At 64.7% G+C, this 24,389-nt stretch carries 22 protein-coding genes; 13 read left to right on the top strand and 9 right to left on the bottom strand.

The features are described 5' to 3' along the window. Positions 1-6: 6 nt before the first annotated feature. The 3 genes from ACKUUH_RS03945 to ACKUUH_RS03935 are packed head-to-tail and all read left to right on the top strand — an operon-like array spanning position 7 to position 2,131. Positions 7-252, top strand: a complete 246-nt coding sequence (locus tag ACKUUH_RS03945; RefSeq protein ID WP_407948561.1) for a hypothetical protein — start codon at positions 7-9, stop codon at positions 250-252. An 11-nt stretch (positions 253-263) separates the two neighbouring features. Further along, positions 264-989, top strand: a complete 726-nt coding sequence (locus ACKUUH_RS03940) for a hypothetical protein (RefSeq protein WP_407948560.1) — start codon at positions 264-266, stop codon at positions 987-989. Continuing rightward, positions 986-2,131: a sulfotransferase family protein gene (locus tag ACKUUH_RS03935; RefSeq protein ID WP_407948559.1), complete on the top strand. Its 1,146-nt coding sequence runs from the start codon at positions 986-988 to the stop codon at positions 2,129-2,131. Before ACKUUH_RS03940 ends, ACKUUH_RS03935 begins: the two co-directional genes overlap by 4 nt. Positions 2,132-2,150: 19 nt before the next feature. Here ACKUUH_RS03935 and ACKUUH_RS03930 read toward each other — a convergent pair whose 3' ends face one another. Genes ACKUUH_RS03930 through ACKUUH_RS03920 form a run of 3 tightly spaced genes read right to left on the bottom strand, consistent with a single transcriptional unit; the run spans position 2,151 to position 4,118 of the window. Then, the gene (locus tag ACKUUH_RS03930; protein ID WP_407948558.1) at positions 2,151-3,002 is read right to left on the bottom strand and encodes an SDR family NAD(P)-dependent oxidoreductase; all 852 of its coding nucleotides are present in this window, start codon (positions 3,000-3,002) and stop codon (positions 2,151-2,153) included. Continuing rightward, positions 2,995-3,561 (bottom strand): carboxymuconolactone decarboxylase family protein, encoded by a 567-nt coding sequence (locus ACKUUH_RS03925; RefSeq protein WP_407948557.1) that lies wholly within the window; start codon positions 3,559-3,561, stop codon positions 2,995-2,997. The genes ACKUUH_RS03930 and ACKUUH_RS03925 overlap by 8 nt, the downstream gene beginning before the upstream one ends. 5 nt (positions 3,562-3,566) lie before the next feature. After that, entirely contained in the window at positions 3,567-4,118 is a 552-nt protein-coding gene (locus ACKUUH_RS03920) for a carboxymuconolactone decarboxylase family protein (RefSeq protein ID WP_407948556.1), read from the bottom strand. A 247-nt stretch (positions 4,119-4,365) separates the two neighbouring features. Between ACKUUH_RS03920 and ACKUUH_RS03915 the strand changes: the two genes are divergently transcribed. The 6 genes from ACKUUH_RS03915 (at position 4,366) to ACKUUH_RS03890 (ending at position 11,414) form a co-directional block, all read left to right on the top strand. After that, positions 4,366-5,937, top strand: a complete 1,572-nt coding sequence (locus tag ACKUUH_RS03915) for a fatty acid--CoA ligase (RefSeq protein ID WP_407948555.1) — start codon at positions 4,366-4,368, stop codon at positions 5,935-5,937. After that, a complete protein-coding gene (locus ACKUUH_RS03910; protein WP_407948554.1) occupies positions 5,934-6,479 on the top strand; it encodes a DUF924 family protein in 546 nt (181 codons plus the stop codon). Before ACKUUH_RS03915 ends, ACKUUH_RS03910 begins: the two co-directional genes overlap by 4 nt. Positions 6,480-6,646: 167 nt before the next feature. Continuing rightward, positions 6,647-6,853, top strand: a complete 207-nt coding sequence (locus ACKUUH_RS03905) for a hypothetical protein (protein WP_407948553.1) — start codon at positions 6,647-6,649, stop codon at positions 6,851-6,853. Positions 6,854-6,979: 126 nt separating this feature from the next. Beyond that, a complete protein-coding gene (locus ACKUUH_RS03900) occupies positions 6,980-7,921 on the top strand; it encodes an alpha/beta hydrolase (protein ID WP_407948552.1) in 942 nt (313 codons plus the stop codon). A 193-nt stretch (positions 7,922-8,114) separates the two neighbouring features. Then, positions 8,115-9,701 carry an AMP-binding protein gene (locus ACKUUH_RS03895; RefSeq protein ID WP_407948551.1) on the top strand — a complete coding sequence of 529 codons (1,587 nt, stop codon included), beginning with the start codon at positions 8,115-8,117 and terminating at the stop codon, positions 9,699-9,701. A gap of 60 nt (positions 9,702-9,761) precedes the next feature. After that, a complete protein-coding gene (locus tag ACKUUH_RS03890) occupies positions 9,762-11,414 on the top strand; it encodes a SulP family inorganic anion transporter (protein ID WP_407948550.1) in 1,653 nt (550 codons plus the stop codon). Between the two features lie 43 nt (positions 11,415-11,457). On the opposite strand, the gene ACKUUH_RS03885 is transcribed toward ACKUUH_RS03890, so the two are convergent. The 4 genes from ACKUUH_RS03885 to ACKUUH_RS03870 form a co-directional block, all read right to left on the bottom strand. Continuing rightward, positions 11,458-13,128 (bottom strand): FAD-binding oxidoreductase, encoded by a 1,671-nt coding sequence (locus ACKUUH_RS03885; protein WP_407948549.1) that lies wholly within the window; start codon positions 13,126-13,128, stop codon positions 11,458-11,460. A gap of 160 nt (positions 13,129-13,288) precedes the next feature. Then, positions 13,289-14,248, bottom strand: a complete 960-nt coding sequence (locus ACKUUH_RS03880) for a diacylglycerol/lipid kinase family protein (protein ID WP_407948548.1) — start codon at positions 14,246-14,248, stop codon at positions 13,289-13,291. Between the two features lie 115 nt (positions 14,249-14,363). Beyond that, positions 14,364-16,055: an FAD-dependent oxidoreductase gene (locus tag ACKUUH_RS03875; protein ID WP_407948547.1), complete on the bottom strand. Its 1,692-nt coding sequence runs from the start codon at positions 16,053-16,055 to the stop codon at positions 14,364-14,366. 104 nt (positions 16,056-16,159) lie between these two features. Then, positions 16,160-16,810: a 2-hydroxychromene-2-carboxylate isomerase gene (locus tag ACKUUH_RS03870; RefSeq protein ID WP_407948546.1), complete on the bottom strand. Its 651-nt coding sequence runs from the start codon at positions 16,808-16,810 to the stop codon at positions 16,160-16,162. A 153-nt stretch (positions 16,811-16,963) separates the two neighbouring features. Between ACKUUH_RS03870 and ACKUUH_RS03865 the strand changes: the two genes are divergently transcribed. The 4 genes from ACKUUH_RS03865 to ACKUUH_RS03850 all read left to right on the top strand — a co-directional run bounded on the left by ACKUUH_RS03865 (position 16,964) and on the right by ACKUUH_RS03850 (position 21,081). Next, a complete protein-coding gene (locus ACKUUH_RS03865; protein WP_407948545.1) occupies positions 16,964-17,869 on the top strand; it encodes an alpha/beta fold hydrolase in 906 nt (301 codons plus the stop codon). A 5-nt stretch (positions 17,870-17,874) separates the two neighbouring features. Continuing rightward, positions 17,875-18,786, top strand: coding sequence for an alpha/beta fold hydrolase (locus ACKUUH_RS03860; RefSeq protein WP_407948544.1), 912 nt, complete (start codon positions 17,875-17,877; stop codon positions 18,784-18,786). A gap of 241 nt (positions 18,787-19,027) precedes the next feature. After that, on the top strand, positions 19,028-19,744 hold the full coding sequence (locus ACKUUH_RS03855) for a type 1 glutamine amidotransferase domain-containing protein (protein ID WP_407948543.1): 717 nt from the start codon (positions 19,028-19,030) through the stop codon (positions 19,742-19,744). A 260-nt stretch (positions 19,745-20,004) separates the two neighbouring features. Beyond that, entirely contained in the window at positions 20,005-21,081 is a 1,077-nt protein-coding gene (locus tag ACKUUH_RS03850; protein ID WP_407948542.1) for an alpha/beta fold hydrolase, read from the top strand. 165 nt (positions 21,082-21,246) lie between these two features. Here the strand turns inward: ACKUUH_RS03850 and ACKUUH_RS03845 are convergent, their stop codons facing one another. Then, complete coding sequence (locus tag ACKUUH_RS03845) at positions 21,247-22,014, bottom strand: SDR family oxidoreductase (RefSeq protein ID WP_407948541.1); 768 nt, start codon at positions 22,012-22,014, stop codon at positions 21,247-21,249. Between the two features lie 121 nt (positions 22,015-22,135). After that, positions 22,136-23,986 (bottom strand): acyl-CoA dehydrogenase C-terminal domain-containing protein, encoded by a 1,851-nt coding sequence (locus ACKUUH_RS03840; RefSeq protein ID WP_407948540.1) that lies wholly within the window; start codon positions 23,984-23,986, stop codon positions 22,136-22,138. Positions 23,987-24,389: the final 403 nt, after the last annotated feature.

Here is a 24,389-nt window from a genome sequence, read left to right as displayed (position 1 = left end):
AAAGTCATGAAGTTGCGTATTTCTCTCATGATCCTCGTCGCGGTGGCGGGTTATGCCGCGCCTGCGGCGGCCTATGTCGGCCCCGGTGCGGGGCTCAGTGTCGTCAGCGCGTTGATAGGCGTTCTGCTCGCCGTCGGGGCCGCCATTGTGTTCGTTATCGGCTGGCCGATCCGCCGCATGCTGCGCCGCCGGAAACTGGCGGCGACGCGGAGATTAGCGCAGCAGGAGACGCGGTCTTCCTCCATGCGATAGCGAGGTGTGCCGTGCCGATGGGTCTCTTCGATCTTCCTGCGCCGGTTTTTCGCGGTGTCGAGGCGCTGATGTCTCCCTTGCCGGCCGCAGTGAGGCTCGTCGTCTGGGCCATGGTGGCGGCGGCGCTTTCCATGTGGCTCTACAAGCTTCTCTCGCCGCAGAGGCGTCTTGCCGCCGCGGAGACGGAAGCGCTTGTGGCGCGGCGGGAACTCAACGCATTCGACGGCGACATGGACGAGGCCTGGCCCCTCATCGCGCGCATGTTCCGGAGCGCTTGGGCGCGCGTGGCGCTCGCTCTGCCTTCGGCGCTTGTGGCGTCGCTGCCCATAATTGCGCTCATCGTCTGGTTGTCCAACGATTATGGCCATCGTTTTCCCGGCGAGAGCGAACATGCCGCGGCGACGGCGGCGCCGGGCGCCTATCAGGCCGCCATCGTCGAGCGCGGCGGCGAGGGCAGGCGTGTCGTGGTGCGCGCACCGGAAGGCGACATCGTCTCGGATGTCGCCATGGGTGCGCCGGTCCCCGTCATCGAGAAGCGCCGATGGTGGAACTGGCTGATTGCAAACCCCGCCGGATATCTTCCCGAAAGCGTTCCGATCGACCGGGTCGAGGTGGCGCTTCCCGCACTTGAAGTGCTGCCGGTCGGGCCTTCATGGCTGCGCGGTTGGGAGGTGCTCTTCTTCGGGCTCTTCCTGCTTTTTTCACTGATCATCAAGAAGGCCGGGAGGATCGCATGAGTGTCCAGGGACATGTGACGAAGCAGGATACTCCGGCCGCGGACAAGTTCGCCGTCACGCCCTGGATGGATGTGATGGGCCGCATTCTCTACCGCCGTCCGAAGCTCATGCAGTCGCTCGCGAAGATCGAGACACGTCTCTTCGAGGACCGCTTCGACGACATTCCCGTTCGCGCGCCCGTCTGGGTCAGCGGTCTTGCACGCAGCGGCAGCACGGTCCTGCTCGAACTTCTTGCCGACCATCCTCAGGTGGCGACACATCGCTATCGCGATTTTCCGCCCCTCTTCACGCCGATCCTCTGGAACAAGCTTGTCGACTACATGCCCTTCAAGGAAGACGCGCCGGAGGAGCGCGCGCACAAGGACGGCATCTATGTCACCTCGGAAAGCCCGGAAGCTTTCGAAGAGCCGATCTGGATGAGTTTCTTTCAGCATCTCCACAAGCGTCTCTGGGACGAAACCTTCGGCGGCGATGCGATACATCCGGAATTCGAGGATTTCCTGCGGGCGCATATTCGCAAGCTTCTCTTCGTGCGCGGCGGCGAGCGCTATCTCGCCAAGGCGAACTACAACATCACGCGTCTCGACTATCTGTTGCGCATGTTTCCCGATGCGCGCTTCGTCGTTCCCGTGCGCGGACCCATCTGGCATGTCGCTTCGCTGATGAAGCAACACCGTCTGTTCGTGAAAGGCGAAGTGGAGCATCCAGAGTCCCGGGCGCATCTTGCGCGCGCCGGACATTTCGAATTCGGGCTCGACCGCGCGCCGGTCAATTGCGGCAGCGAGGCGGTTGCGACGGAAATCGCCGATCTGTGGGCAGAGGGCCGCGAGGCCGAAGGCTGGGCGCTGCAGTGGCGCGAGGTCTATGGCTATCTCGCTGAGCGGATCGAGGAAAACCCTGCGCTTGCCGAGGCGGTGCTCGTGGTGCGCTACGAAGATCTCTGCGAGCAACCGGGTGCGGTGATGGCGCGGATTCTCGATCATTGCGGTCTGGATTATTCGGACGCTCTCGTGGATCGGGCGCGAACCCGTCTCCATGTGCCCGACTACTACCAGCCCGACTTCCCGCCGGAAGACCTCCACGCCATCCGCGACCGCACGTCCCCGGTCGCGCGCTATTTCGGTTACGGTCCCGGTTCCTGAACGCCGGAAACGCCGAACGTCAGGAAATGCCCGTGAGCCCGCTGTCGACGGCGATCGTCTGCGCCGTCACATAGACGCTTTCGTCCGACACGAGAAAGAGCGCCGCATAGGCGATTTCCCAGGCCGTCGCCTGCCGCCCGAAGGGAACGGGCGTGCGTCCGCGCGAGGGGCGGCCTTGCGTTGCCAGGCGGCCAAGCGGCGTGTCGACAAGGCCCGGCGCCACGATGTTCGCCCGGATGCCGCGCCGCGATCCTTCGAGCGCGACATGCCGCATCAGCCCGCCAAGCGCCGCTTTCGAGGCGTCATAGGCGGGGAGCCGCGAGCCCGCGACGAGCCCGGCAATGGACGAAATGAAGACGACGGGCGAACCGTCCGCGAGCCTCGGCAGCGCCGCCTTGCAGCAGAGCATGGGGCCGCGGAGGTTCACGGCGAGCACTTTGTCCCAGTCCTCGGGTGTCGCGCCTTCAAGGCCGAGCCCGCCGACGCCGATACCGACATTAAGGACGAGCCCGTCGAGCGTGCCGAGCGCCGTCTCCGCTTCGGCAATCATGGCCGTTATGTCGGCGGGCTTCGAAATATCCGCCTCGATCGCATGCGCCTTGCCGCCTTCCCCGACGATCTGCGACACGGTTGCCTCGGCGGAGGGGAGGTTCATGTCGGCAACCGCGACTTCCGCGCCTTCCCGCGCGAAGAGAAGCGACATGGCGCGCCCGTTGCCGACGGGATCGGTTGCCGCATCGAGCACGCGCTGGCCGCCGCCGACCACGAGAATATGGCGGCCCGCGAGCCTTCCGCGTCCCGGCGCCCTGCCTTCCGATTCCGGTGGCAGCGGCCTCACATAGCCTTCCTTGTCCGCCCCTTTGTCAGCCATGGCCTTCCATGCTCCGCCTGATTTCGTCGAGGCCGCTCGTGGAGATATCCGTCTCCTCGAGTTCGATCTCGAATGTTTCGAGGTAACGGCAGACGAGAAGGTAGATGCCGATGATGATGACGAGTTCCTGCATCCCGGCGTCTCCGAGATGCTTTCTCGCCTCGGCGAAGAGCGTCGCATCCGCCTTCACATTCGCGACCTGATCGTCGGTAAAGGTGAGGACGGCGTTTTCCGCCTCGTTGAAGAGAGGCGAGGGCAGTGTGCCTTCGGCCGCCGCGATCCGTTCCGGGCTCATGCCCAGCATCCCGGAGACGCGGCGGTGCTGATGCTGCTCATAGCCCGATCCGCACAGGTGGCCGACGCGAAGGATCACCAGCTCGCGAAGTTCCGCGTCGAGAAGCCCTTCGTTCAGATAGGCATTGATCAGCGCCATGAAGGGCACGAAGGAGGGGCCGCTGCCTGCGAGCATGCGGAAGATGTTGAGTTGCGGGAGCCGCGCGGAGAGTTCGCGCGCGGCAGGCGGCAGGGTCGCGGGGTCGGGATAGGGAAGGCGTGCCATCGGCGTCAGTCCTGCATGCCGGGCAGCTTCACGCCCGACTTGTGGCCCGGATCCTCGATATCGACGTCGAAGGTTTCGAGGAAGTTCGAGACCAGCGTGTAGAAGCCGATGGTGATGATGAGTTCCTGGAGCTGCTTGTAGCCGAGCTTTTCCGCCAGCGGATTGAAGGTCGCGTCGGAGGCGCGCGTGTTCCTCACAACGTCGTCGGTGAAGCGCATGACCTGCCGCTGCGTCTCGTCGAAGACCTTCGCTTCCGGTCCCTCATGGATCGCCTTGATGAGTTCCTCGGACATGCCGATCTTCCGGGAGATTTCCTCGTGCTGGTAGACCTCGTATGTCGAGCCGCGCAGCACGCCCGTCCGCACGATTGCGATTTCGCGCAGCACCGGATCGAGGTCGCCGTGAATGAGGATTTCATTCCCGAGCTTGATGAAGCCGTCGATCATGTCGCCCGAATGGCCGAGCATCCGGAAGATGTTGAGGTTCGGCAGCTTCTCGTAGGTTTTCGCTGCGCGGCCGGTTGCCTTTGCGGTGTCGAAATAGGGGATGCGGGCCATGCTCGCTTGTTCCTTCCCTGAGTGTTGTTTTCTTTGCCGGGCAGTCTAACCCGCGCCGACGCTGCGTCCAGCCGCATTCCCCTTTTGGGCGCTTCCGGCTTCTCTTGCCCCGCCCGCAAGGGTGGCTACACTGGCGCACAAGAGAACCCGAAAAGGGCTGCCGGTAATGGCATGAACGCGCCGGGGCGGAGGGCCTGCCCGCGCGAAACGGCACCATTGCCGAGAAATCTGGAGAGGAAACGACGCCATGTTCGACGCCGAACGGATCAAATGTGTTGCAGACGTTACGCGCGCGCAGGCCGCCGTCCGGCCGGACGCCGTCGCGCAGGTCTTCGAGGGCCGGGAAACGACCTATGCCGAACTCGACCGGCGAGCCAGCCAGGTTGCGCAGGCGCTGATCGCGGATGGCTGCAAGCCCGATTCCCGCATCGGCTTCATGGGCAAGGGGTCGGACCGCTATTTCGAGATGCTCTATGGCGCCTTCAAGGCCAAGGCCGTGGTGGTGGGCGTCAACTGGCGTCTCGCGGCGCCGGAAGTTGCCTATGTGCTGAACGATTCGAAGACCGAAATCCTCTTCGTCGGCGCCGAGTTCTACGACCTCGTCGAAAAAGTGCTGCCGGACTGCCCGACGGTCCGCAAGGTGATCGCGCTCGATGGCGGCCGCAACGACTGGCAGTCCTTCGACGACTGGCGCGATGCCGCGAAGGCGGAAGACCCGATGCTCCCCGCTTCGCTGGACGACGACGTCATTCAGCTTTACACGAGCGGCACCACCGGCCATCCGAAGGGCGTGCAGCTCACCAACGCCAACTACATTTCCGTCTTCAGGCAGGGCGAGGGCGCGGGCTGGGCGAACTGGGGTGAAGAAGACGTCGTGCTCGTCTGCATGCCGCTTTTCCATGTCGCGGGCGTCAATATCGGCCTTCTCGGCAATCTGCACGGCTGCCGGAACGTGATCCTGAAGGATGTCGATCCGCAGGTGATCCTGAAGCTGATCGAAACGGAAAAGCTCACCATCTCCTTCATGGTGCCGGCGGTGATCCTCTTCCTGCTGCAGCAGCCGAATATAGGCGAGGTCGACGTTTCGAGCCTGCGCCAGATCCTCTACGGCGCGTCGCCCATCGCCGAAGATGTGCTCCGCCGCGCGCAGGAAACCTTCAAGGGCGCGGGCTTCGTGCAGCTCTACGGCCTCACCGAGACCTCGGGCGGCGCCACGAGCCTGCCGCCGGACGCGCATGATCCGGCGAAGGGCAAGCTGCGCTCCTGCGGCCTGCCCAATCCCGATATGGAAATCCGCGTCGTCGACGAGAACGGCAAGGATGTGCCGGTGGGCGACGTCGGCGAGATCGTCATTCGCGGCGGTTCGGTGATGAAGGGATACTGGAACCGGGCCGAAGCTACTGAGGATGCCGTTCGCGACGGCTGGTTCTATTCGGGCGATGCCGGCTTCTTCGACACGGACGGCTTCCTCTTCATCCACGACCGCGTGAAGGACATGATCGTCTCGGGCGGTGAGAACATCTATCCGGCCGAAGTCGAGAACGCGCTGTTCGGTCACCCGGCGATTGCCGATGCCGCCGTTGTCGGCGTGCCGCATGAGAAATGGGGGGAGGCTGTGAAGGCGATCGTGGTGCTGAAGCCCGGCGAGGAGGCGACACCCGACGAGATCATCGCCTTCGCAAAGACGCGCATCGCGAGCTTCAAGGTGCCGAAGTCGGTCGACTTCATCGACGCGCTGCCCCGCAACCCGTCGGGCAAGATTCTCCGCCGCGAGTTGCGGGCGCCCTACTGGGAAGGCCGGACCCGGATGGTCAATTGACCAGCCGCCCGCGCGACGTTCTCGATTTCTGGTTCGCGGCCGGACCGGAAAAATGGTTCGCGAAGAGCGATGCCTTCGACGTCGATATCCGCCGCCGCTTCGCGGAGACACATGCGCAGGCGGCGTCAGGCAGGCTCGACGCATGGGCGGGCGATGCGCAAGGCATGCTTGCCCTCATCCTCGTGCTCGACCAGTTCTCGCGCAATCTCTGGCGGAACGATCACCGCGCCTTCCTGCAGGACGGGAAGGCGCTGTCGCTTGCGGATGAAAGCGTGCGCCGCCGCTTCGATGTCGAGACGCCTGCCACCGCGCGCAAATGGTTCTACATGCCCTATATGCACGCCGAAGACCTCGCCGCGCAGGAGCAGGGCCTGACTTATTTCGCCCAGCGTCTCGACGATCCCGAGACGATGAAGTTCGCCATCGAACACCGCGACATCATCCGCCGCTTCGGCCGCTTCCCGCATCGCAATGCGATCCTGGGCCGCGAGACGACGCCGGAGGAACGGAGCTTCCTCGACGAGGGCGGTTTCAAGGGGTAGCGGCAAAATCGGCCGGTTCCCGTCCCATTCGTTCCGGCAAAGCTTGCCGGGCCGGTTCGGTGCGCCCGTGTGAATCAGATTTAAGTATTTGATTTTATTGTGATTTTCGGTCTGGTCCGGGGGTTGCAATCCGGTTGGCAAACAAGTCCAACCGGAGACCCCGAGACATGATCACCGATCGCGAAATCAACCTGCTCGCCGCCTATATGGTCGACACGCATGGCCGCAAGGCGCTTTCCTATGCCGATACGGCCGTCAGCGAGCTTGAGCAGATCGGCGAGAAAATGCGCGCGGATGCCTGGCGGATGCTGCGCGTCGTGGTCGAGGACATGGTCGAGGGCCGCCGTAGCCGCGAGGGCGAGGTCCTCCACTGACCCTCGCCTGACGCTGGGGCGGTGCGGGTTTGCCGCGCCGCCGCAAACTTGCCGCTTGGCGTGTCCGGCGCCCGGCGGATAAAAGGGTCCCTCGCGACAATAACAAGACGGGGAGGACCACCGGACATGTCACTCGATCCACAGGTGAAGGCGCTGCTCGAACAGCTCGGTGCCGATCCCGAGGCGCCGCGCCTCATCGACCTGCCGCCTGCGGGCGGCCGCGAGATGTATCGCGCGATGGCGAGCATGCTCGATCTTCAGGGCGTCGCCATCGGCAAGATCGAGGACCGCACCATTCCCGGTCCCGCCGGCGACATTCCCGTCCGCCTCTACACGCCCGTTGCCGCAGGGGGTACGTGCCCCGCGCTCGTCTATTATCACGGCGGCGGCTGGGTGATCGGCGATCTCGATACGCATGATGCGCTCTGCCGCACCCTCGCCAACGAGGCGGGCTGCAAGGTGATCGCGGTCGATTACCGCCTCGCGCCGGAACATCCCTTCCCCGCCGCCTTCGACGATTCCTATGCGGCGGTGAAATGGGTGGAGGCGAACGCATCCGAAATCGGCATCGACCCGAACCGCATCGCGGTCGCGGGCGACAGCGCGGGCGGCAATCTCGCCGCCGCCGTCTGCCAGAAGGCCAAGGCCGAGAAGACGCCGCGGATCGCCTTCCAGCTTCTCATCTATCCGGTGACGGATGCGCCGCGCGGCACGCAGTCCTACAAGGATTTTGCCGAAGGCTATTTCCTCGAAGCGGACGGCATGGACTGGTTCTGGAACCATTATGTGACAAGCGCTGGCGCCGACCCGAAGGATCCCCACGCCGCGCCGCTTCATGCGGCATCGCTCGCGGGACTTCCGCGCGCCTATGTCGTCACCGCCGGTTTCGATGTGCTGCGCGACGAAGGCAAGGCCTATGCGGAAGCGCTCAGGAAGGCCGGCGTCGAGGTCGAATATGTGAACTACGAAGGCATGATCCACGGCTTCTTCAATCTGCAGGGCGCGCTCGACGTGTCGCGCGATGCGGTGAAGGCGGCGGCGAAGGCGCTCCGCGAGGCGCTCGCCTGAAGGAATTCTCCGGCGGGTGTGCCAAGAGAGGCGGCGACGAGATCGCCGCCTTTTTTTGCGCGTTTCGCCGTCCGCGCCGTTCCTGCCCGATCTGACCCCCGGTCAAAAGTCCGGGGCGGGAATGGAATGCGGCACAGGCATGCGCTATAGGACGAAGGACGCCATTCGAAGAAATGTCCCGGGGAGGTCATCAATGCCCGCGCTCCGTTCGCCGCTCATCCATCCGTTCTCGAATTTCGACGTGCCGCATCTTCTGCGTGTCCATGCCGAGGCGCGGCCGGATCATCCCTTCCTCATCTGGGAGCCCTTCGAGGGCGAAGCCCGCATCTGGTCCTATGCCCGCTTCGAGCATGAGGCGCGCCAGGTCGCGGCAGGCCTGAAGAAGCGCGGCGTGAAGCTGGGCGAACGTGTTCTCATCCATCTCGACAACTGCCCGGAAAGCCTCATCGCCTGGTATGCCTGCGCGCATCTCGGCGCCGTCGCCGTCACCACCAATGCGCGTTCCGTCGCCGACGATCTCGTCTATTTCAGCGGCCATGCCGACGTCGTCGGCGCGATCACGCAGCCGGCTTTCGCCTCGCTCGTCGCCTCCTCCTGCGCGCGCATCAAATGGCTCGCCGTCACCGAAACGGATAATGGCGCCGCACCGCAGGACAAGAACATGCCCGCGAAGTCCGAAAGCTTCGCCGCGCTTTACGGCGATGCGTCGGACGTACCGCTGCGCGCGCCGGACCCCATGCTGCCCGTCGGTATTCAGTACACGTCGGGCACGACCTCGCGGCCCAAGGGCGTCGTCTGGACGCACGCGAATGCGCTCTGGGGCGCGAAACTCTGCGCGATGCACGAAGACCTTCGGCAGTCGGATGTCCATCTTACCTATCTGCCGCTCTTCCACACCAATGCGCAGTCCTATTCCGTGCTCGCCGCGCTCTGGGTCGGTGCCACGGTCGTGTTGCAGCCGCGCTTCTCGGCCTCGCGCTTCTGGTCCGTCTCGCAGAAACATGGCTGCACATGGACCTCCATGGTTCCCTTCTGCGTGCGCGCGCTGATGGGACAGGAGAAACCGAAGTCGCATGCCTACCGCTACTGGGGCAACGGCATTTCCGCGCCGCCCACCGACGACTATTTCGGCGTCAAGACCATCGGCTGGTGGGGCATGACGGAAACGATTACGCATGGCATTGTCGGCGATATCCACCTGCCGAACCGGCCCATGTCCATCGGCAAGCCCGCCACCTCCTACGAGATCGCGATCCTGCGCGACGGCGGCGAGCCGGTCGAGCCCGGCGAGACCGGCAATCTTCTGGTGCGCGGCGTGCCCGGCCTCTCGCTCTTCCTCGAATATCTGAACAATGAGGAAGCGACGGCCAAGAGCTTCGATGAGCAGGGATACTTCATCACCGGCGACCGCGTGACGCTTGGCGAGGACGGATTCATCGCCTTTGCCGACCGCGACAAGGATATGCTGAAAGTGGGCGGCGAGAACGTGGCCGCTTCCGAGATCGAGCGTGTCGTCATGACCGTCCCGGGCATCCAGGAATGCGCCGTTGTCGCCAGGCGCGACCCGATGCTCGACGAGGTGCCCGTCGTCTTCGTTCTCGTGCCGGGCGGGGAGGCCGCCGCGCCGAAAGATCTCGTCGAAAAGATCGGCGAAGCCTGCGCCAAGGGGCTTGCGGACTTCAAGCGACCGCGCGACATTCGGATCGTTGCCGAGCTGCCGCGCTCGACGCTCGAAAAGATAGCAAAGGCCGAACTCCGCCGGATCGTCGACGAAGGATAGGCGCAACCGGGGGACAGGAAACTGGCTACAAGCGGAAAGACCTCGCCGTCGCAACTCCTCATGCCGAAACTCGTCACCGTTCTCAGGGAGGGGTACGGGTTTTCGGCTTTCCGGGCGGATTTCATCGCCGGGCTAACCGTCGCCATCGTCGCGCTGCCGCTCTCCATGGCGCTTGCCATCGCGAGCGGCGCAACGCCGGACAAGGGCCTCGTCACGGCGGTCATCGCAGGCTTCCTCATCTCCGCGCTTGGCGGCAGCCGCTTCCAGATCGGCGGCCCGACCGGCGCCTTTGTCGTCGTCGTCTTCAACGTCATCGCGGTTCACGGCTATGATGGGCTTGTGATCGCCAGCGCCATGGCCGGGCTCATGCTCATCGGCGCCGGGCTCCTGCGCGTCGGCACCTTCATCAAATATATTCCCGAGCCCGTGGTCACCGGCTTCACGGCGGGTATCGCCGTCATCATCGCGACGAGCCAGATCAAGGATTTCCTCGGCCTCAGCCTCGCGCATGAACCGGCGGAGTTCATCGAAAAGGTGACGGCGCTCTGGGAGGCGCTGCCCAGCATCGCGCCGCAGACGTTTGCCGTCGCCGCCGGTTCGCTCGCACTCATCGTCTGGCTCAGGGGCAAGCGGCCGAACTGGCCGGGCTTCCTCATCGCGGTCGTCGGCGCCTCGTTCTTCGTCTGGCTCTTCGCGCTGCCGACCGACACGATCGGCTCGCGCTTTGCCGGGCTCGAGCCCTCATTCGCGCTTCCCGCCTTTCCCGATGTTTCGATGGAGCGCATCGTCGCGCTCTTCCCGAGTGCCTTCACCATCGCCTTCCTCGCGGGCGTCGAGTCGCTTCTCTCCGCCATGGTCGCCGACAGCATGACCGGACGCCGCCACCGTTCGAACAGCGAGCTGATCGCGCAGGGCGTGGCGAATTGCGCGTCGGCCGCCGTTGGCGGCCTGCCCGCCACGGGCGCCATCGCGCGCACGGCCACGAATATCCGCGCCGGTGCGCGCGGTCCCATCGCGGGCATGCTGCATGCCGTGTTCCTGCTCGGCTTCATGGCGGTCGCCTGGCCGGTCACCGCCTATATTCCGCTCGCTTCGCTCGCGGCCGTTCTGCTCGTCGTCGCCTGGAACATGAGCGAGATCGACAAGTTCACGCATATGATGCGCGCGCCCTTCGGCGACCGGGCGGTCCTCCTCATCACCTTCGCGCTCACCGTCCTTGTCGATCTCACGGTCGCCATCGAAGTCGGCGTCGTCTTCGCCGCCGTCCTCTTCATGCACCGTATGTCGGAGGCGGTCGAGGTGCAGGCGCATCTCCATCTCGTCGAGGAGGATGTGAGCGACGAGACACCGCATGAATTCGTTCCCATGCAGGAATTCGAGCTGCCGCCGGGTGTCGCGGCGAGCCTCATTCGCGGGCCGTTCTTCTTCGGCGTCGCCATGCGGCTCGGCGAAACGCTGGACCGCATCGGCGCGACACCGAAAGTGCTGATCGTCCGCATGCGCGCCGTGCCGATCATCGACGCGACGGGCGTCTCGGCGCTCCAGACCATGATCGACCGCTGCGAGCGCAACGGAACGAAAGTCATCGTCACCGCGCTTCAGCCGCAGCCCGAGCGGATTCTCGGAGACATGGGCGTGCTCGCCCGCATCACCCGCGCGCCGGATTTCGCGAGCGCCATCGACATCGCGCGGGAGATGGTGAAGGAGGGGTGAGGGCGGTTTGGCGGGCGGATGGGATTCCGCTTGAGCGAAAGCCCTAACCCAGCAATTTCCCCGGATTCATCACGCCCTTCGGGTCCATCTCGCGCTTCGTCGCCTTGAGGATCGACATGCCGATCTCGCCCTTCTCCTCGCCGAGCCAGGGAACGTGATCCGCGCCGACGCCGTGATGATGGCTGATCGTGCCGCCATTCATCTCGATCGTGTCGGACGCCGCGCGCTTGATCGCCTGCCACTGTTCGACCTCGCGGTCGAGCTGGCGCGGAAAGACGAACGTGAAATAGAGGCTCGCGCCGTCGGGATAGGAATGGCTCACATGCGCCATCACGATCCCGCGCGCATTCTGCTCCGGCACATTGGCGGCAATCGCATCGGTGATCGCGCTCACGACCTTGTCGTGCAGGTTCGCGATATTCGACCAGCGCGTCGAGGTTTCGAGCGTCTCGACGCCCAGCCCGCGGTCCATCATCGGGTCGCGCACGGCGGGTCCGTTGAAGCGGCCGTGATACCAGCGCTTGCCGGGCCCGGTGCCGAGCGCCAGCGCGCCGAGCCGCTTGCAGACCGCTTCCGTCTGCTCCTGCGCCCAGACAACCGTCTCCTTCTCGCCCTCATGCCCGATCAGCATGAGGCAGGGCGCGTCGTTGAAGCCCTTCATCTTGAGGTACATGCGCTGGAGCTTGGATTTCAGGCCGCCCGATCCCGACGAGGAGAGCGCCTGGAAAAAAAAGGTCTCCGGCGAATCCGAAAGCCGCACCATCGCCACGGGAATTTCCGCATGGTTGATGCGCCGCGCCGCTTCGATGCCTTGCGCGAAGGTCTTGAAGAGATAGCCGCGATAGTCCTTGCGCTCCGGCAGGTCGTGGATCTTCACCGTCGCTTCCACGATGACGCCGAGCGTGCCTTCCGAGCCCGCGACGAGCTGGTTGAGGTTCGGCCCGGCGGCAGATGCCGGCGTCGCCTCCGTCGTCCAGAAGCCCTTCGGCGTCGCGAGCTTCGCCGAGACGAGCCACTTCTCCGCCTTGCCATAGCGGTTCGACTGCTGGCCCGCGCCGCGCGCGGCGATCCAGCCGCCAAGCGTCGACCAGGGGAAGCTCTGCGGATAGTGGCCGAGCGTCACGCCGTGGTTCTGCAACTGCTCTTCGAGCGCGGGGCCGTAGATGCCCGCCTCGATGCGCGCCGTCATCGACACCTTGTCGATCTGGATCACGCGCGTGAGTAATGTCGTGTCGAGCGTGAGGATCGCGCCGCCGAGCGATTTCGGCACGGCATTGACGCCGCCGACCACCGACGACCCGCCGCCGAAGGGAATGAGCGCGATATCTTCTTCCTCGCAGAGCTTCACGATGGCGAGCACCTCGTCGGCGCTGCGCGGATAGGCGACCGCGTCCGGCGCCATGTCGAGCTTGCCCGCGCGAAGATAGAGGAGATCGTGGTAGCTGCGGCCGCGCGCATGGAAGGCGCGCTCGTAATCGTCGGTGCGGAGCTGGTTCTCGCCCACGATGCCCTTGAGCCTGCCGAGCACATCGTCGGAGAGGCGGCAATGCGGCAGGCGGATGTCGTGGAGCGCCACGGCCGGCGTCGAGGGCAGGCGCGAGACGCCGAGCGCCTCCTCGATCCATGCCCATTGCGGCGCGTCCGCCGGCAGCGGATTTTCCTGCTTCACAGGTCCCCAGCCGTTCCAGCGCAGGGTGGTGCGGTCGATGGTCATGTTTCAGCGCCCTTTGTTCGTCTCGCCTAAACTTAATTCGTCATGGCCCGGCTTGTCCGGGACATCCACGTCTTCCTTGATGAACAACTGCAAAGACGTGGATGACCCGCATAAAGCGGGTCATGACGATAAAGGAATGCAGCATTGTATCTTGTACACCTCAACACCTCAGCGTCAGCGCGCCGGGCATCATCTCGAAGCGCGCGGGAAGCCGTCCCGGCCCTTCGCCGTCCACGTCGATGAGCACAGGCTCCGGGCCGAGCGGCGTCGCCGTCACCGTCCTCGCGCGGACCACCTGCACCTTCGGCCCGTTCACATGCGTGCCTTCGCGCAGGTTTCCGCTTCCCGTCAGCAGGTCCATGAATTTCAGGTCGCGCATGATGACGACGTCGAACAATCCGTCATCGGGCTCCGCGTCCGGCGCCATCTTGAGCCCACTGCCGAAATAGCGTCCGTTCGCCACTGCGGTCAGGCCGATATTCGCCACCGTCTCGAAGCCTTCGTCCGTTTCGATCTTCACAGGCCGCGGCTTGTGCCGCCATGCCGTCATCAGCGTTGCCCAGGTGAAGGTGAAGTTGCCGCCGAACGATTTTTGCCAGGTCGCCTCGTTCACCGCGCGCACCGTTTCACCGGACAGGCCGAAGCTCGCGATATTGTTGAAGTAGCGCGTGGTTTCCTGCCCGTCTTCGGCGATGAAGGAGAGTTTGCCGATGTCGATCCGGCGCGTCGTGCCGGCGGTGATGCGTGTCACGCCTTCGGCTGCGTCCTCCGGCAAGTCGAAGGTGCGGCGGAAGTCGCCGCCCGTGCCCGCATTCAGAACCGCGAGATGCGCCTCCGGGTTGATCGCCATGCCGTTCTCGAAAAATCCGTTCACCACCTCGTCGATGGTGCCGTCGCCGCCCACCGCGATCACGAGCTGCGCACCGGCCCGCAGCGCGTCGCGCGTCAGTTCGGCGGCTGGCAGATAATGGGGTGTCGAGGGGCCGCCCGTGAAATGCGCGCGCACCGGGCCCAGTTCCCTTTCGATCGTCTCCGAGATCACGCGCCAGGCGCGGCCCGTCCGGCCGCCTCCCGAACGCGGGTTCACGATCGCGGCAACATGCGGCATCCCCCCGCTCATCGGCTCCTCCTCCTCAAAGCAATTCCAGGAAAAGTGCCTCCTTGAAAAGGAGATGGCGGTTTTCCGTCCGGAATTGCGTAAATCAAAGAGGCTAGGTCGTTTCAGCGGAAACGATCTAGCGCCCTGGTATCGTCTCGAACAGGCGCACTGTGCCGGAAATCTCGTTTGCGAGCGCCGTCTCGTCCCAGCCAAGTTCGCGGCCCATCAGTTCGGCCACCTGCTTGATCACGGGAACGCCCGGATGGCCGAGCGTCCCGAGGCCCGTGCGGCGAAAGATCACGTCGTCGAGATGTTGCGCCATTTCGTGCCGCACCGCATGGACGACCTGCACGCCGATCACCGGATTGTCCGGCGCCAGCCGTTTCAGCAGCACATCGCGCTCGCCCTGCCGCTCATCCGCGGTCGCCAGCACCTCGTCGATGCGGCTGCCATAGAAGTTCACCAGATTTTCCACGATGTCGGGCGCGAGATGAGCGTGCCGCTTCTGCGCGCGCTCCACATAGGTCTTCAGCCGCGCCATGTCGCCGCCATAGACCGGCGTGCATTGCGTCTCGCATTTCGCGCTCTTCCCGAGCTTCTTCAGCGCGAGGTCCACCACCTGTTCGGCGAGGTGGCGCGATGTCGTCCACTTGCCGCCGATGGCCGAGATCAAACCGTCGATCGCGTCTTCCGGCGCATGGTCGTAGACCTCCGCCGCGCGGCTCGCATTGTAGCTGTCCTTTTTCTCGGCTTCCTTTGCGCTCTCGCCCTGCTCGACGCCCGGCACTTCCTGCGGCGTCGTGTCGACGAGGGGGCGGATGCCCGCATAGAAATGGATCACGTCCTCGCGTTTCAGATGCAGGCCCGGCAACCCGTCATTCACGACGCGCAGGAAATCCTCGATGTCCTTCTCCGTCACGCCAAGCTCGTCCGGGTCGTCCTCGAACACGGTGTCGGTCGTGCCGATGATCGTGTAGCCGCGCCAGGGAATGACGAAGAAATGCCCGCCAATGGCGGACTGGATCGCCAGCGCATGCGTGCCCGAGAGATCGCGCGTGATGATGTGGATGCCCTTGGAGCGGATGAGGCGGCGCGCCGGCGTTTCGTCGGCCATCGCCATCGTCTTGTCGGCCCAGGGGCCGGCGGCGTTCACCACCACGCGTCCGCGGATCGTATGCGTCGCGCCCGTCACCTCGTCCATGACGGTGACGCCGGTCACCTTCACGCCGCGCCCGAAGGCCGCTTCCGTCGTAAAGCCCGTCACTTCCGCATAATTTGCGACATCGGCGCCATATTCGACCGCGCCTTCGATGCATTCGAGGCAGAGCCGCTCGGGCGCGAACATCTGGCAGTCGTAATAGATCATCGCGCCGGTCAGCCCCTCGCGCCGCAGCGAGGGCACGAGGTCGAGCGCCTTGCCCTTGGAGAGGCGGCGGAAGCCCGGCAGTTTCTTGTCGTCGTCGGAGAGCCAGTTGCGGTCGAAGGAAAGGAGGTCGTAAAGCGCGAGCCCGAGCCCCAGCACCAGCGGCCCCTTCATGCCCCAGCCATAGGTCGGGATGACGAAGGGGAGCGGATGCACCATATGCGGCGCGACATTTTCCCAGATGCGCCGTTCACGGAGCGATTCGCGCACAAGCTTCAGTTCGCCGTTCACGAGGTAGCGTAGCCCGCCATGCACGAGCTTTGAGGAGCCCGACGTCGTCGCATGGGCGAAGTCGTCCTTCTCCAGCAGCGCCACCTTCAGCCCCCGCAAGCTCGCGTCCCAGGCCGTGCTCGCGCCGGTGATCCCGCCCCCCACGATCACGAGGTCGTAGTCGGTGGCGCTCATTCTCTCGAGGTCGCGTTGCATATTTCGGGGGGTCCGTCCGGGTTCTGTGAGTGAGCCCGGAGGCTATCCGGAGCGGCCCTTGGGGTCCAGCGCTTGCCGCCGCGTCAGCCCCGCTTCCCCAGCCCCTTCTGCTCCATCCGCCATTTGAGGTGGCCGAAGCGGTCCTGGCCGAAAAAGGGCTCGCCCTCGAAGACCATCAGCGGCACGCCCCAATGGCCAGACGCCTTCTGCGCCGCCTCGTTTTCCGCGATCACGGCTTCGAGCCGGTCCTTCTCCTTCAGGGCGGTGGCGTCGAGTTCGGCCATGTCGAGGCCCGCCCGCGCGGCGGCGTCCTTCAGGTGGCTTCTCTCGTGCCAGTTTTTCACGCCGCCGAAGATGATGCTCGAGACCTCATAGAGGAAAGGCAGGCCCTTGCCGCGCTCGGCCGCCAGCACGCCCGCGCGTGTGAGCCGGTGGATATAGGGCTGTTCGGCGGGCACTTCGCCCGTCTTGATGTCCATGACGATGGGGTCGGGCGAGGGCCAGGCGTAAGGCAGGCCCTCCATTGCGGCGATCCGCACCGTGTCCTTCAGCAGGTAGGGCGGCCACATCGGGTTCACCTGCTTGAAGAAGCCCGGAATGCGCACGGCGATCGGATAGACCGGCCGCACATTCGTCTTCACGTCGTAGTCGCGCTCGAATTCCATCAGGCGCTTCGTCACGAGATAGGAATAAGGCGAGCGGAACGACCAGAAGAGATCGTATTCGAGCGTCATGGTCCGGTGTCTCCTCGGGCTAAGGGCTTGCCGGCTTCTCCCGTCCGGCCTTTAATGTTTTTCATTAGTATCGTTTGGGATGCGGCGCGCGCAAGAGTGCTGCTAGGCTTTTGACAAAACAACGCACGAAATCGTCATCAGGGAGGACCATCCATGCCGCAGGTAAAAGCGAACGGCATCACGCTCGAATATGAAAGCTTCGGCCCGGAGGACCGCGAAACGATCCTCCTCATCATGGGCCTTGGCGCGCAGCTCACCATGTGGCCGGTCGAGCTTTGCGACGAGCTCGTCTCGCGCGGCTACCGCGTCATCCGCTACGACAATCGCGATGTCGGCCTCTCCCACAAGTTCGACGATCTCGGCATGCCGGACATGACGGCGATCTTCACGGCGCTGATGACGGGCCAGCCCGCCACCGCGCCCTATGCGCTCGACGAGATGGCGAAGGACGCCGTCGGTCTCCTCGATGCGCTCGGCGTTCAGCGCGCGCATATCGCGGGCGCCTCCATGGGCGGCATGATCGCGCAACTCGTCGCCGCGAACCATCCAGGCCACGCGCTCTCGCTCACCTCCATCATGTCCACCACCGGCAATCCGGAAGTGCCGCAGGGCAAGCCCGAAGCCATGGCCGTACTGATGACGCCGGCGCCCGAAGGCGACATCCCCGCCGCCATCGAGCGCGGCATTCTCGCCTGGAACACGATCGGCAGCCCCGGCTACCGCACGGATGAGGAAACGCTGCGCCAGTGGGTCACGCGCGATGTGAACCGCTCGCTCTATCCCGTCGGCGTCGCGCGCCAGATGGCCGCCATCGTCGCCAATGGCGACCGCCGCGCGAAGCTGAAGAATGTCCGGATCCCCACCGTCGTGTTGCACGGCGTCGACGATCCGCTCGTCCCCGTCGAGGGCGGGCGCGACACGGCGAAGAGCATTCCGGGTGCGGAGCTTCGCGAGGTGCCGGGCATGGGCCACGATTTCCCGCTCGCGCTGGTCGGCACCTTCGCCGATGCCATCGAAGCGGCGGCGCGGCGCGCTGCCGCGGCGAAAGCGGCGGAGTGATGTCCATGAGCGTGAACATGAAAACCGTGAAGGCAAATGGCATCACGATCAATTACGAGGATCGCGGACCGGCGGACGGCACGCCCATTCTCTTCGTCAACGGCTATACCTCCACCATGATGAGCTGGCCGGAAGAGTTGATGGAGGGCCTGCGGGCCGAAGGCTTCCGCGTCATCCGCTACGACAATCGCGATGTCGGCAAGTCGGAGAAGTTCACCGGCCTGCCGAAGATGGCGGATGTCGCCGCGGCCGTGCGCGAAGGGCGGACGCCCGACATGCCCTATACGCTTGCCGACATGGCGGCGGACGGCATCGGCCTCCTCGATGCGCTCGGCATTGCCCGCGCCCACATCATGGGCATTTCCATGGGCGGCATGATCGTGCAGCGCATGGCGATCCATTTCCCGGAGCGTCTGCTCTCCGTCACCTCCATCATGTCCACCACCGGCAATCCCGACCTGCCGCGAGCGACCGATGCGGCGATGACGGCGCTGCAGGCGCAGCCGGAATCGGAAGAGCGCGAGGCCATCATCCGTCACCGCATGAAGGGCCGCCGCGTCTATCAAAGTTCGGCCTATCCGAAATCCGAAGACGATCTTTATGAACTCGTCGCGCGCGAATACGACCACATGTACTACCCCGAAGGCGGCGTCCGGCAATATGCCGCGATCGTCGGCGACGGCAGCCGCGTGGACGATCTGAAAAAGGTGCGCGTGCCCTTCCTCGTCATTCACGGGGATGCCGACCCGCTCGTCCCGCCCGCCGGTGGCGAGGACACGGCGAAATGCGTTCCCGGCGCGAAGCACGTGCTGATCGAAGGCATGGGGCACGACCTGCCCGCCGAGCTCTGCCCGCAATATGTGAAACTCATCGTCACCCACGCCCGCGCCGCCGAAGCGCGGCAGGCGGCGGAGTAATCTCGACATCGTCTCCGTTCATCTCAGGTGTCATCCCGGTGTTCCCGGCTTTCGCCGGGACTGGCGCCGGGATGACATGGGGAGGGTGGTGTGCTCCCGCATTATGCGAAACATGAGCGTGCCGGCTCCATAAGGCTTTTCCTGCCATTCGCAAAACCTATCTCTCTCCTCAAGGGGGCTTTCGCGTTTCGCGGAGTGCTTCCGCGAGGCGCTTTCCATATTGGAGAAAGGAGAGCGAGAGATGGCGAAGTCACGCATTGCAATCGTCCTCACCTCCCATGGCAAGCTCGGCGACACCGGCAAGGAAACGGGCTTCCATTACGAGGAGCTCACGACACCCTGGTATGTCTTCGCCGATGACGGCGCGGAGATAACGCTCGGTTCCATCGAGGGCGGCGAGCCGCCGGCCGACCCGTCGAGCCTTCCCGACGACGAGGCGAAGCGTCCGGAATCGGTGCGCCGCTTCCTGAAAGACCCGAAAGCCGTCAAGGCGCTCAACAACACGGTGCCTGTCGCGAAGCTCGCGGCGAAGGATTTCGATGCCGTCTATCTTCCCGGCGGTCACGGCTGCATGTGGGACATGCCGGACAATGACGCGCTGTCGCGTCTCGTCTCGGAAATCTACGAGAAGGGCGGGGTGGTCGGCGCGGTCTGTCACGGGCCTGCCGGTCTTCTCGGCGCGCGGCTCTCCGACGGCACGCCATTCGTGAAGGACCGGCTCATCAACTCCTTCACCGACGAGGAGGAACGCAAGGCGGAGAAGGACAGGATCGTGCCCTTCCTGCTCGAAACGCAGCTTCGCGGTCTCGGTGCGCGTTTCGATGGCGGCAAGCCCTTCGAGCGCCATGTCTGCCGCGAGGGCCGCGTCGTGACGGGCCAGAACCCGGCCTCGGCCGAGGGCGTCGCGCATGGCATGCTCATGGCGCTCCACGCCTTGAAGCAGCAGGCGGCGGAGTAGCAGAGTCTCTGAATTAGCAGCCCACCCGCCCCTTTGGGGCGGGTCGGGAAATTCGAGCTTGCGAAGAATTTCTCGGGGCGGGGAGCAGCGTTCCGGTCGGCCCCCGCCCCGAAATTCGTTCCGTTTCACTGCACGAATTTCGACCCTCCCCAAGGGGAGGGTGGACTGCAATGCGAGAGTGAGACGCCGCCCTTGGCACCGCCCTGGCGAATCCCCATACTCTTTCGGGGAGGATGCGCCCTGAATGGAGCATCCAGCGCATGCCGAAGGTCCGTGCCAACGGAATCGAGATCGAATATGAGAGCTTCGGTTCCGAGAAGGACGAAGCGATCCTCCTCATCATGGGGCTCGGCGCGCAGCTCACCCAATGGCCCGTCGAACTGTGCCGCGAGCTCGTCTCGCGCGGCTACCGCGTCATCCGCTTCGACAATCGCGATGTCGGTCTCTCCTCGCGCATGGAGCGCGACCGTGCGCTCGTCTGGCCGGATGCGGTGCTCGCGCTGATGCAAGGCAAGTCCGCCTTCGTGCCCTACACGCTCACCGACATGGCGGCGGATGCCGCCGGCCTGCTCGATGCGCTGGACATTGCGCGCGCGCATATCGTCGGCGCGTCGATGGGCGGCATGATCGCGCAGCATGTCGCCTTCGATTTCCCGGACCGGACGCTCTCCCTCACCTCCATCATGTCGAGTTCGGGCAATCCGCTGCTGCCGCCCGCCAAGCCCCGCGTCTACAGTCTCTTCCTCTCGCCCGCGCCCGCCGCCCACGACACCCATGCGATCGTCGCGCGCGGGGTGAAGACCTATGAGGTGCTGGGCTCACCCGGCTTCCCGACCGACCGCGAGACGCTGCGCGAATGGGTGATCCGCGATGCCTCGCGCGCCTATTATCCTGCGGGCGTGATGCGGCAGATGGCGGCGGTGATGGCCGATGGCGACCGCCGCGCGAAGCTGCGCAGGATCGCCGTGCCGGCCACCGTAGTGCATGGCGAGGACGATCCGCTGGTGCCGGTGGCAGGCGGGCTCGACACGGCGGCGAATATTCCCGGCGCCGAGATGCGCGTCGTGCAGGGCATGGGCCACGACATGCCGATTGCGCTCGTGCCCGTCATCGCGGATGCCATCGTCGCGGCGGCGGAGCGCGCGACGGGGCCGCGGCGCCCCGTGCCGCGTCCCGCGCCGGAGCGTCCCTTCAAGGAGCCCGCCGTCACGGAGGCGCTGCCCGAGACGCTCGCGCCGGATGCCGAAGCGCCGGTCTTCGACGTGCCCCCGCGCGAGGGCTTCTTCCGCCGTTGGTGGACGAAGGTGCGGAGCTATTTCATTCGCTTCAAAAAATGAATGTCATTGCCGGGCTTGACCCGGCAATCCAGTAGCCGCGTGAGCGGCGTCCTTCTTCACAAAGACTCTTCGGCGTTTCGGTAACCGCCTTCACCCGTCGCCCCTGGACCCCCGGGTCAAGCCCGGGGGTGACAGGTTTTTATAAGTAGCAGTGCCGAAACGGTATCAAACCTCCGCCGAGCCGCCATCGACCGGAATGGTCGCGCCGGTCGTATAGGCCGAAGCCCGCGAGGCGAGGAAGATCGCAACGCCCGCCGCGTCTTCCGGCGTGCCGATGCGGCCAAGCGGATTGCCCGCCTTGATCGCGTCGCCGAAGGTTTCGAGCGTCGCCTTCATCATCTGGCTCGGGAAGGGTCCGGGCGCAATCGCATTCACGAGGATATGCTCGCGCGCGAGGCGCTTGGCGAGGTGCCGCGTCAGCATGATGACGCCCGCCTTCGAGGACGAATAGGCATAGGTCTCGAGGTCCGGCGGCTCGATGCCGTTCACGCTCGCCGTGTTGATCACGCGGGCGGGGTTTGCCGCGCTCGCCGATTTCCTCAAGAGCGGCAGCATCTTCTGCGTCAGGAAGAACACGCCCTTCAGGTTGATGTTCTGCACCTTGTCCCAGCCGCTCTCCGTGTACTCGTCGATCGGCTCGCCCCAGGCCGCGCCCGCATTGTTGATCAGCACGTCGAGCTTCGGCTCGCGCTTGCTGAGTTCAGCCGCGATGCCCTGAATGCCCTCCATCGTGCCGAGGTCGAAGGGCAGCGAAATGCAGGTGCCCTTCTTCGACAGTTCCTCCGCAAGCTCGTTGCAGGCCTGCGCCTTGCGCGCGGTGATATAGACCTTCGCGCCGTTTTCCACGAAGCCGGTCGCGATCATCTCGCCGATGCCGCGCGAGCCGCCGGTGACGAGGACAGTCTTGCCCTCGACGCTGAAGAGATTTTTCATGCTTGCGTTTCCCCTGATGGATTTTCGATGGCGCGAAAGCTATCTGACGCAGGGGAATTGGGCAAAAACAAAAAGGGCGCCTCTTGCGAAGCGCCCTTCCTGCAATTCGTCGAACGAAGCCTCAGAAGGCTGCCGCGTCGAGTTCCATGAAGCCGTCCGCGCCTTGCTTGGCGCGTTCGAGCCAGCCGCTTGTCAGCGGCATTTCGCGTTCCATCCAGTAGCGCGCCAGCGTCAGCTTGCGCTTGTAGAAGTCCTGGTTGCCTTCGCCGGACTTGATCTTGGCGAGCGAGACTTTCGCCATCTGCGCCCACATCCAGCCAAGCGCCACCGTGCCGAAGATGTTCAGCATGTCGTAGGAGGCCGCGCCCGCATTGTCGTAATTCTTCGGCGCATTCTCCATCAGCCAGCCCGCCGCCTCGCCGAGGCGCTTGTAGCCGGCGCGGAGCGGTTCCACGAAGGGCTTCATCTCGGCGTCGTTCTCGTTCGCCTTGATGAATTCCTCCACCTTCGCAAAGAAGGTCATGGTCGCGCGGCCGCCCTTCGCGGTCATCTTGCGGGCGACGAGGTCGAGCGCCTGAATGCCGTTCGCGCCCTCATAGACCTGGTTGATGCGCGCATCGCGCACGAACTGCTCCATGCCGTGATCGCGCACATAGCCGTGCCCGCCGAAGACCTGCATCGAATCGTTCGCCGCCTGGAAGCCGCGGTCGGTGAAGAAGGCCTTGATGACCGGCGTCATGAGCTGCGCCATGTCGGCGGCTTCCTCGCGTTCCTTCTCGTCCTTGCCGAAGACCTGGAGCGAGAAGAGCATCGAGACATACATGGCGAGCGCGCGGGCGCCTTCCACGAAGCTGCGCGAGGAGAGCAGCAGGCGGCGCACATCCGGGAACACCATGATCGGGTCCGCCGGGCCGTCCGGGTTCTTCGCGCCGGTCAGCGCGCGGCCCGCGAGCCGTTCGTTCGCGTAGGCGACGCCGTTCTGATAGGCCACTTCGCCGATCGCGATGCCCTGAATGCCGACGCCCATGCGCGCGCCGTTCATCATGCCGAACATGCCGGCCATGCCGGCCGATTTCGACTTCTTCACTTCGCCGGTCTCGGTCTTCTTTTCCTTCGGCGCGCCGCCGAGGCGGTAGGCCACGGCCTCGTCGAAATTCAGCACCGCCGTCGCGTTGCCCTTGATGCCCATCTTCTTTTCGATGGAGCCGCAGGAAACGCCGTTGCGGCCGATGATCTCGCCGGTCTCCTTGTCGACCAGCATCTTCGGCACCATGAAGAAGTTCACGGTCGAGAGGTCGTTGGCGAGCTTGCCGTCCTCGCCCGGAATTTTCGCGATCACCATGTGGATGATGTTGTCGGTCATGTCGTGGTCGCCGCCCGAGATGAAGATCTTCGTGCCCGAGAGGCGGTAGGTGCCGTCTTCCTGCTCCACGGCTTTGGTCTTCATCAGCTTCAGGTCGGTGCCGCAATGCGGCTCGGTGAGGCACATGGTGCCGGTCCATTCGCCGGAGATCATCTTCTTGGCGACATGTTCCTTCATCCAGGGCTCGCCCGTCGCCCAGAGCGCCGAGTAAGCCGCCGTCGTGAGCCCCGGATACATCGAGAAGGCCTGGTTCGCCGACATGCCCATTTCGGTGAAGGCGAAGGTGATGACGGAGGGCAGCCCCGCGCCGCCGGCCGCTTCCGGCGCGCCGAGACGGTTCCAGCCGTCCTCGCAATATTTCTGGAAGGCCTCTTTAAATCCGGGCGGCGTGCGCACGACGCCGTTTTCCAGCACGCATCCGTGTTCGTCGCCCACCTGGTTCAGCGGCTGCAGAACCTCCTCGCAGAATTTCGCGCCGCCTTCGAGGATCGCCTGCGTCATGTCGGGCGTCAGGTCGCCAAAGCCCGGCACCTCGCCGCGCTTGTCGATTTCGAGAAGCTCGTGGAACAGGAACATGAAGTCTTCCACGGGGGCCTTGTAGCTCGGCATGGGCGCGCTCCTTTTGGGTCGGGCTCTAATTGTGTCTGCGAGATTCTGAACTTGTCCGTCATGGCCCGCTTCATGCGGGCCATCCACGTCTTTGCCAGAAGGCCGGAAGAAAGACGTGGATGACCCGCCTTTATCCGCCCTTGGCGGATTAGCCACCAAGGGAGGGCCGGGTCATGACGAGGTTGAAAAGGCCTAAGCCCCTCCAGCCGCTACGTCAACGGCGCTCACCCGGGCCGCTTCCCGCTGCCTTCAATTTTGTCAGTAAGCGCGCCGGAATATGAAGGAAAAGGGGCGGGATGTCGAGGGTGGCAAGCGCCCTGCTCGCCGCGGAGCGGCTCCGCGAGGCCGGCTGACCTGCGCCCCAAGTTTCATCCAGTCGGAAGTAGAGTCTCGTGACCATTTG

Origin of the sequence: Parvibaculum sp. (assembly GCF_045863935.1) — a bacterium.
In the GTDB taxonomy this organism is placed as follows: Bacteria; Pseudomonadota; Alphaproteobacteria; order Parvibaculales; family Parvibaculaceae; genus Parvibaculum.
The sequence above is the reverse complement of the archived record's forward strand: the minus strand, read 5'-3'. Positions and strand labels throughout refer to the sequence as shown.

What these genes read in the sequence shown, in the direction of transcription:
- ACKUUH_RS03925 (WP_407948557.1), bottom strand. Translation starts at nt 3,561, where the DNA reads ATGGCACGCCTTCCCTATCCCGACCCCGCGACCCTGCCGCCTGCCGCG.
- ACKUUH_RS03840 (WP_407948540.1), bottom strand. Translation starts at nt 23,986, where the DNA reads ATGCCGAGCTACAAGGCCCCCGTGGAAGACTTCATGTTCCTGTTCCAC.
- ACKUUH_RS03865 (WP_407948545.1), top strand. Translation starts at nt 16,964, where the DNA reads ATGCCGCAGGTAAAAGCGAACGGCATCACGCTCGAATATGAAAGCTTC.
- ACKUUH_RS03935 (WP_407948559.1), top strand. Translation starts at nt 986, where the DNA reads ATGAGTGTCCAGGGACATGTGACGAAGCAGGATACTCCGGCCGCGGAC.
- ACKUUH_RS03930 (WP_407948558.1), bottom strand. Translation starts at nt 3,002, where the DNA reads ATGGCTGACAAAGGGGCGGACAAGGAAGGCTATGTGAGGCCGCTGCCA.
- ACKUUH_RS03945 (WP_407948561.1), top strand. Translation starts at nt 7, where the DNA reads ATGAAGTTGCGTATTTCTCTCATGATCCTCGTCGCGGTGGCGGGTTAT.
- ACKUUH_RS03850 (WP_407948542.1), top strand. Translation starts at nt 20,005, where the DNA reads ATGCCGAAGGTCCGTGCCAACGGAATCGAGATCGAATATGAGAGCTTC.
- ACKUUH_RS03845 (WP_407948541.1), bottom strand. Translation starts at nt 22,014, where the DNA reads ATGAAAAATCTCTTCAGCGTCGAGGGCAAGACTGTCCTCGTCACCGGC.
- ACKUUH_RS03920 (WP_407948556.1), bottom strand. Translation starts at nt 4,118, where the DNA reads ATGGCCCGCATCCCCTATTTCGACACCGCAAAGGCAACCGGCCGCGCA.
- ACKUUH_RS03860 (WP_407948544.1), top strand. Translation starts at nt 17,875, where the DNA reads ATGAGCGTGAACATGAAAACCGTGAAGGCAAATGGCATCACGATCAAT.
- ACKUUH_RS03880 (WP_407948548.1), bottom strand. Translation starts at nt 14,248, where the DNA reads ATGAGCGGGGGGATGCCGCATGTTGCCGCGATCGTGAACCCGCGTTCG.
- ACKUUH_RS03915 (WP_407948555.1), top strand. Translation starts at nt 4,366, where the DNA reads ATGTTCGACGCCGAACGGATCAAATGTGTTGCAGACGTTACGCGCGCG.
- ACKUUH_RS03900 (WP_407948552.1), top strand. Translation starts at nt 6,980, where the DNA reads ATGTCACTCGATCCACAGGTGAAGGCGCTGCTCGAACAGCTCGGTGCC.
- ACKUUH_RS03875 (WP_407948547.1), bottom strand. Translation starts at nt 16,055, where the DNA reads ATGAGCGCCACCGACTACGACCTCGTGATCGTGGGGGGCGGGATCACC.
- ACKUUH_RS03890 (WP_407948550.1), top strand. Translation starts at nt 9,762, where the DNA reads ATGCCGAAACTCGTCACCGTTCTCAGGGAGGGGTACGGGTTTTCGGCT.
- ACKUUH_RS03905 (WP_407948553.1), top strand. Translation starts at nt 6,647, where the DNA reads ATGATCACCGATCGCGAAATCAACCTGCTCGCCGCCTATATGGTCGAC.
- ACKUUH_RS03885 (WP_407948549.1), bottom strand. Translation starts at nt 13,128, where the DNA reads ATGACCATCGACCGCACCACCCTGCGCTGGAACGGCTGGGGACCTGTG.
- ACKUUH_RS03895 (WP_407948551.1), top strand. Translation starts at nt 8,115, where the DNA reads ATGCCCGCGCTCCGTTCGCCGCTCATCCATCCGTTCTCGAATTTCGAC.
- ACKUUH_RS03870 (WP_407948546.1), bottom strand. Translation starts at nt 16,810, where the DNA reads ATGACGCTCGAATACGATCTCTTCTGGTCGTTCCGCTCGCCTTATTCC.
- ACKUUH_RS03855 (WP_407948543.1), top strand. Translation starts at nt 19,028, where the DNA reads ATGGCGAAGTCACGCATTGCAATCGTCCTCACCTCCCATGGCAAGCTC.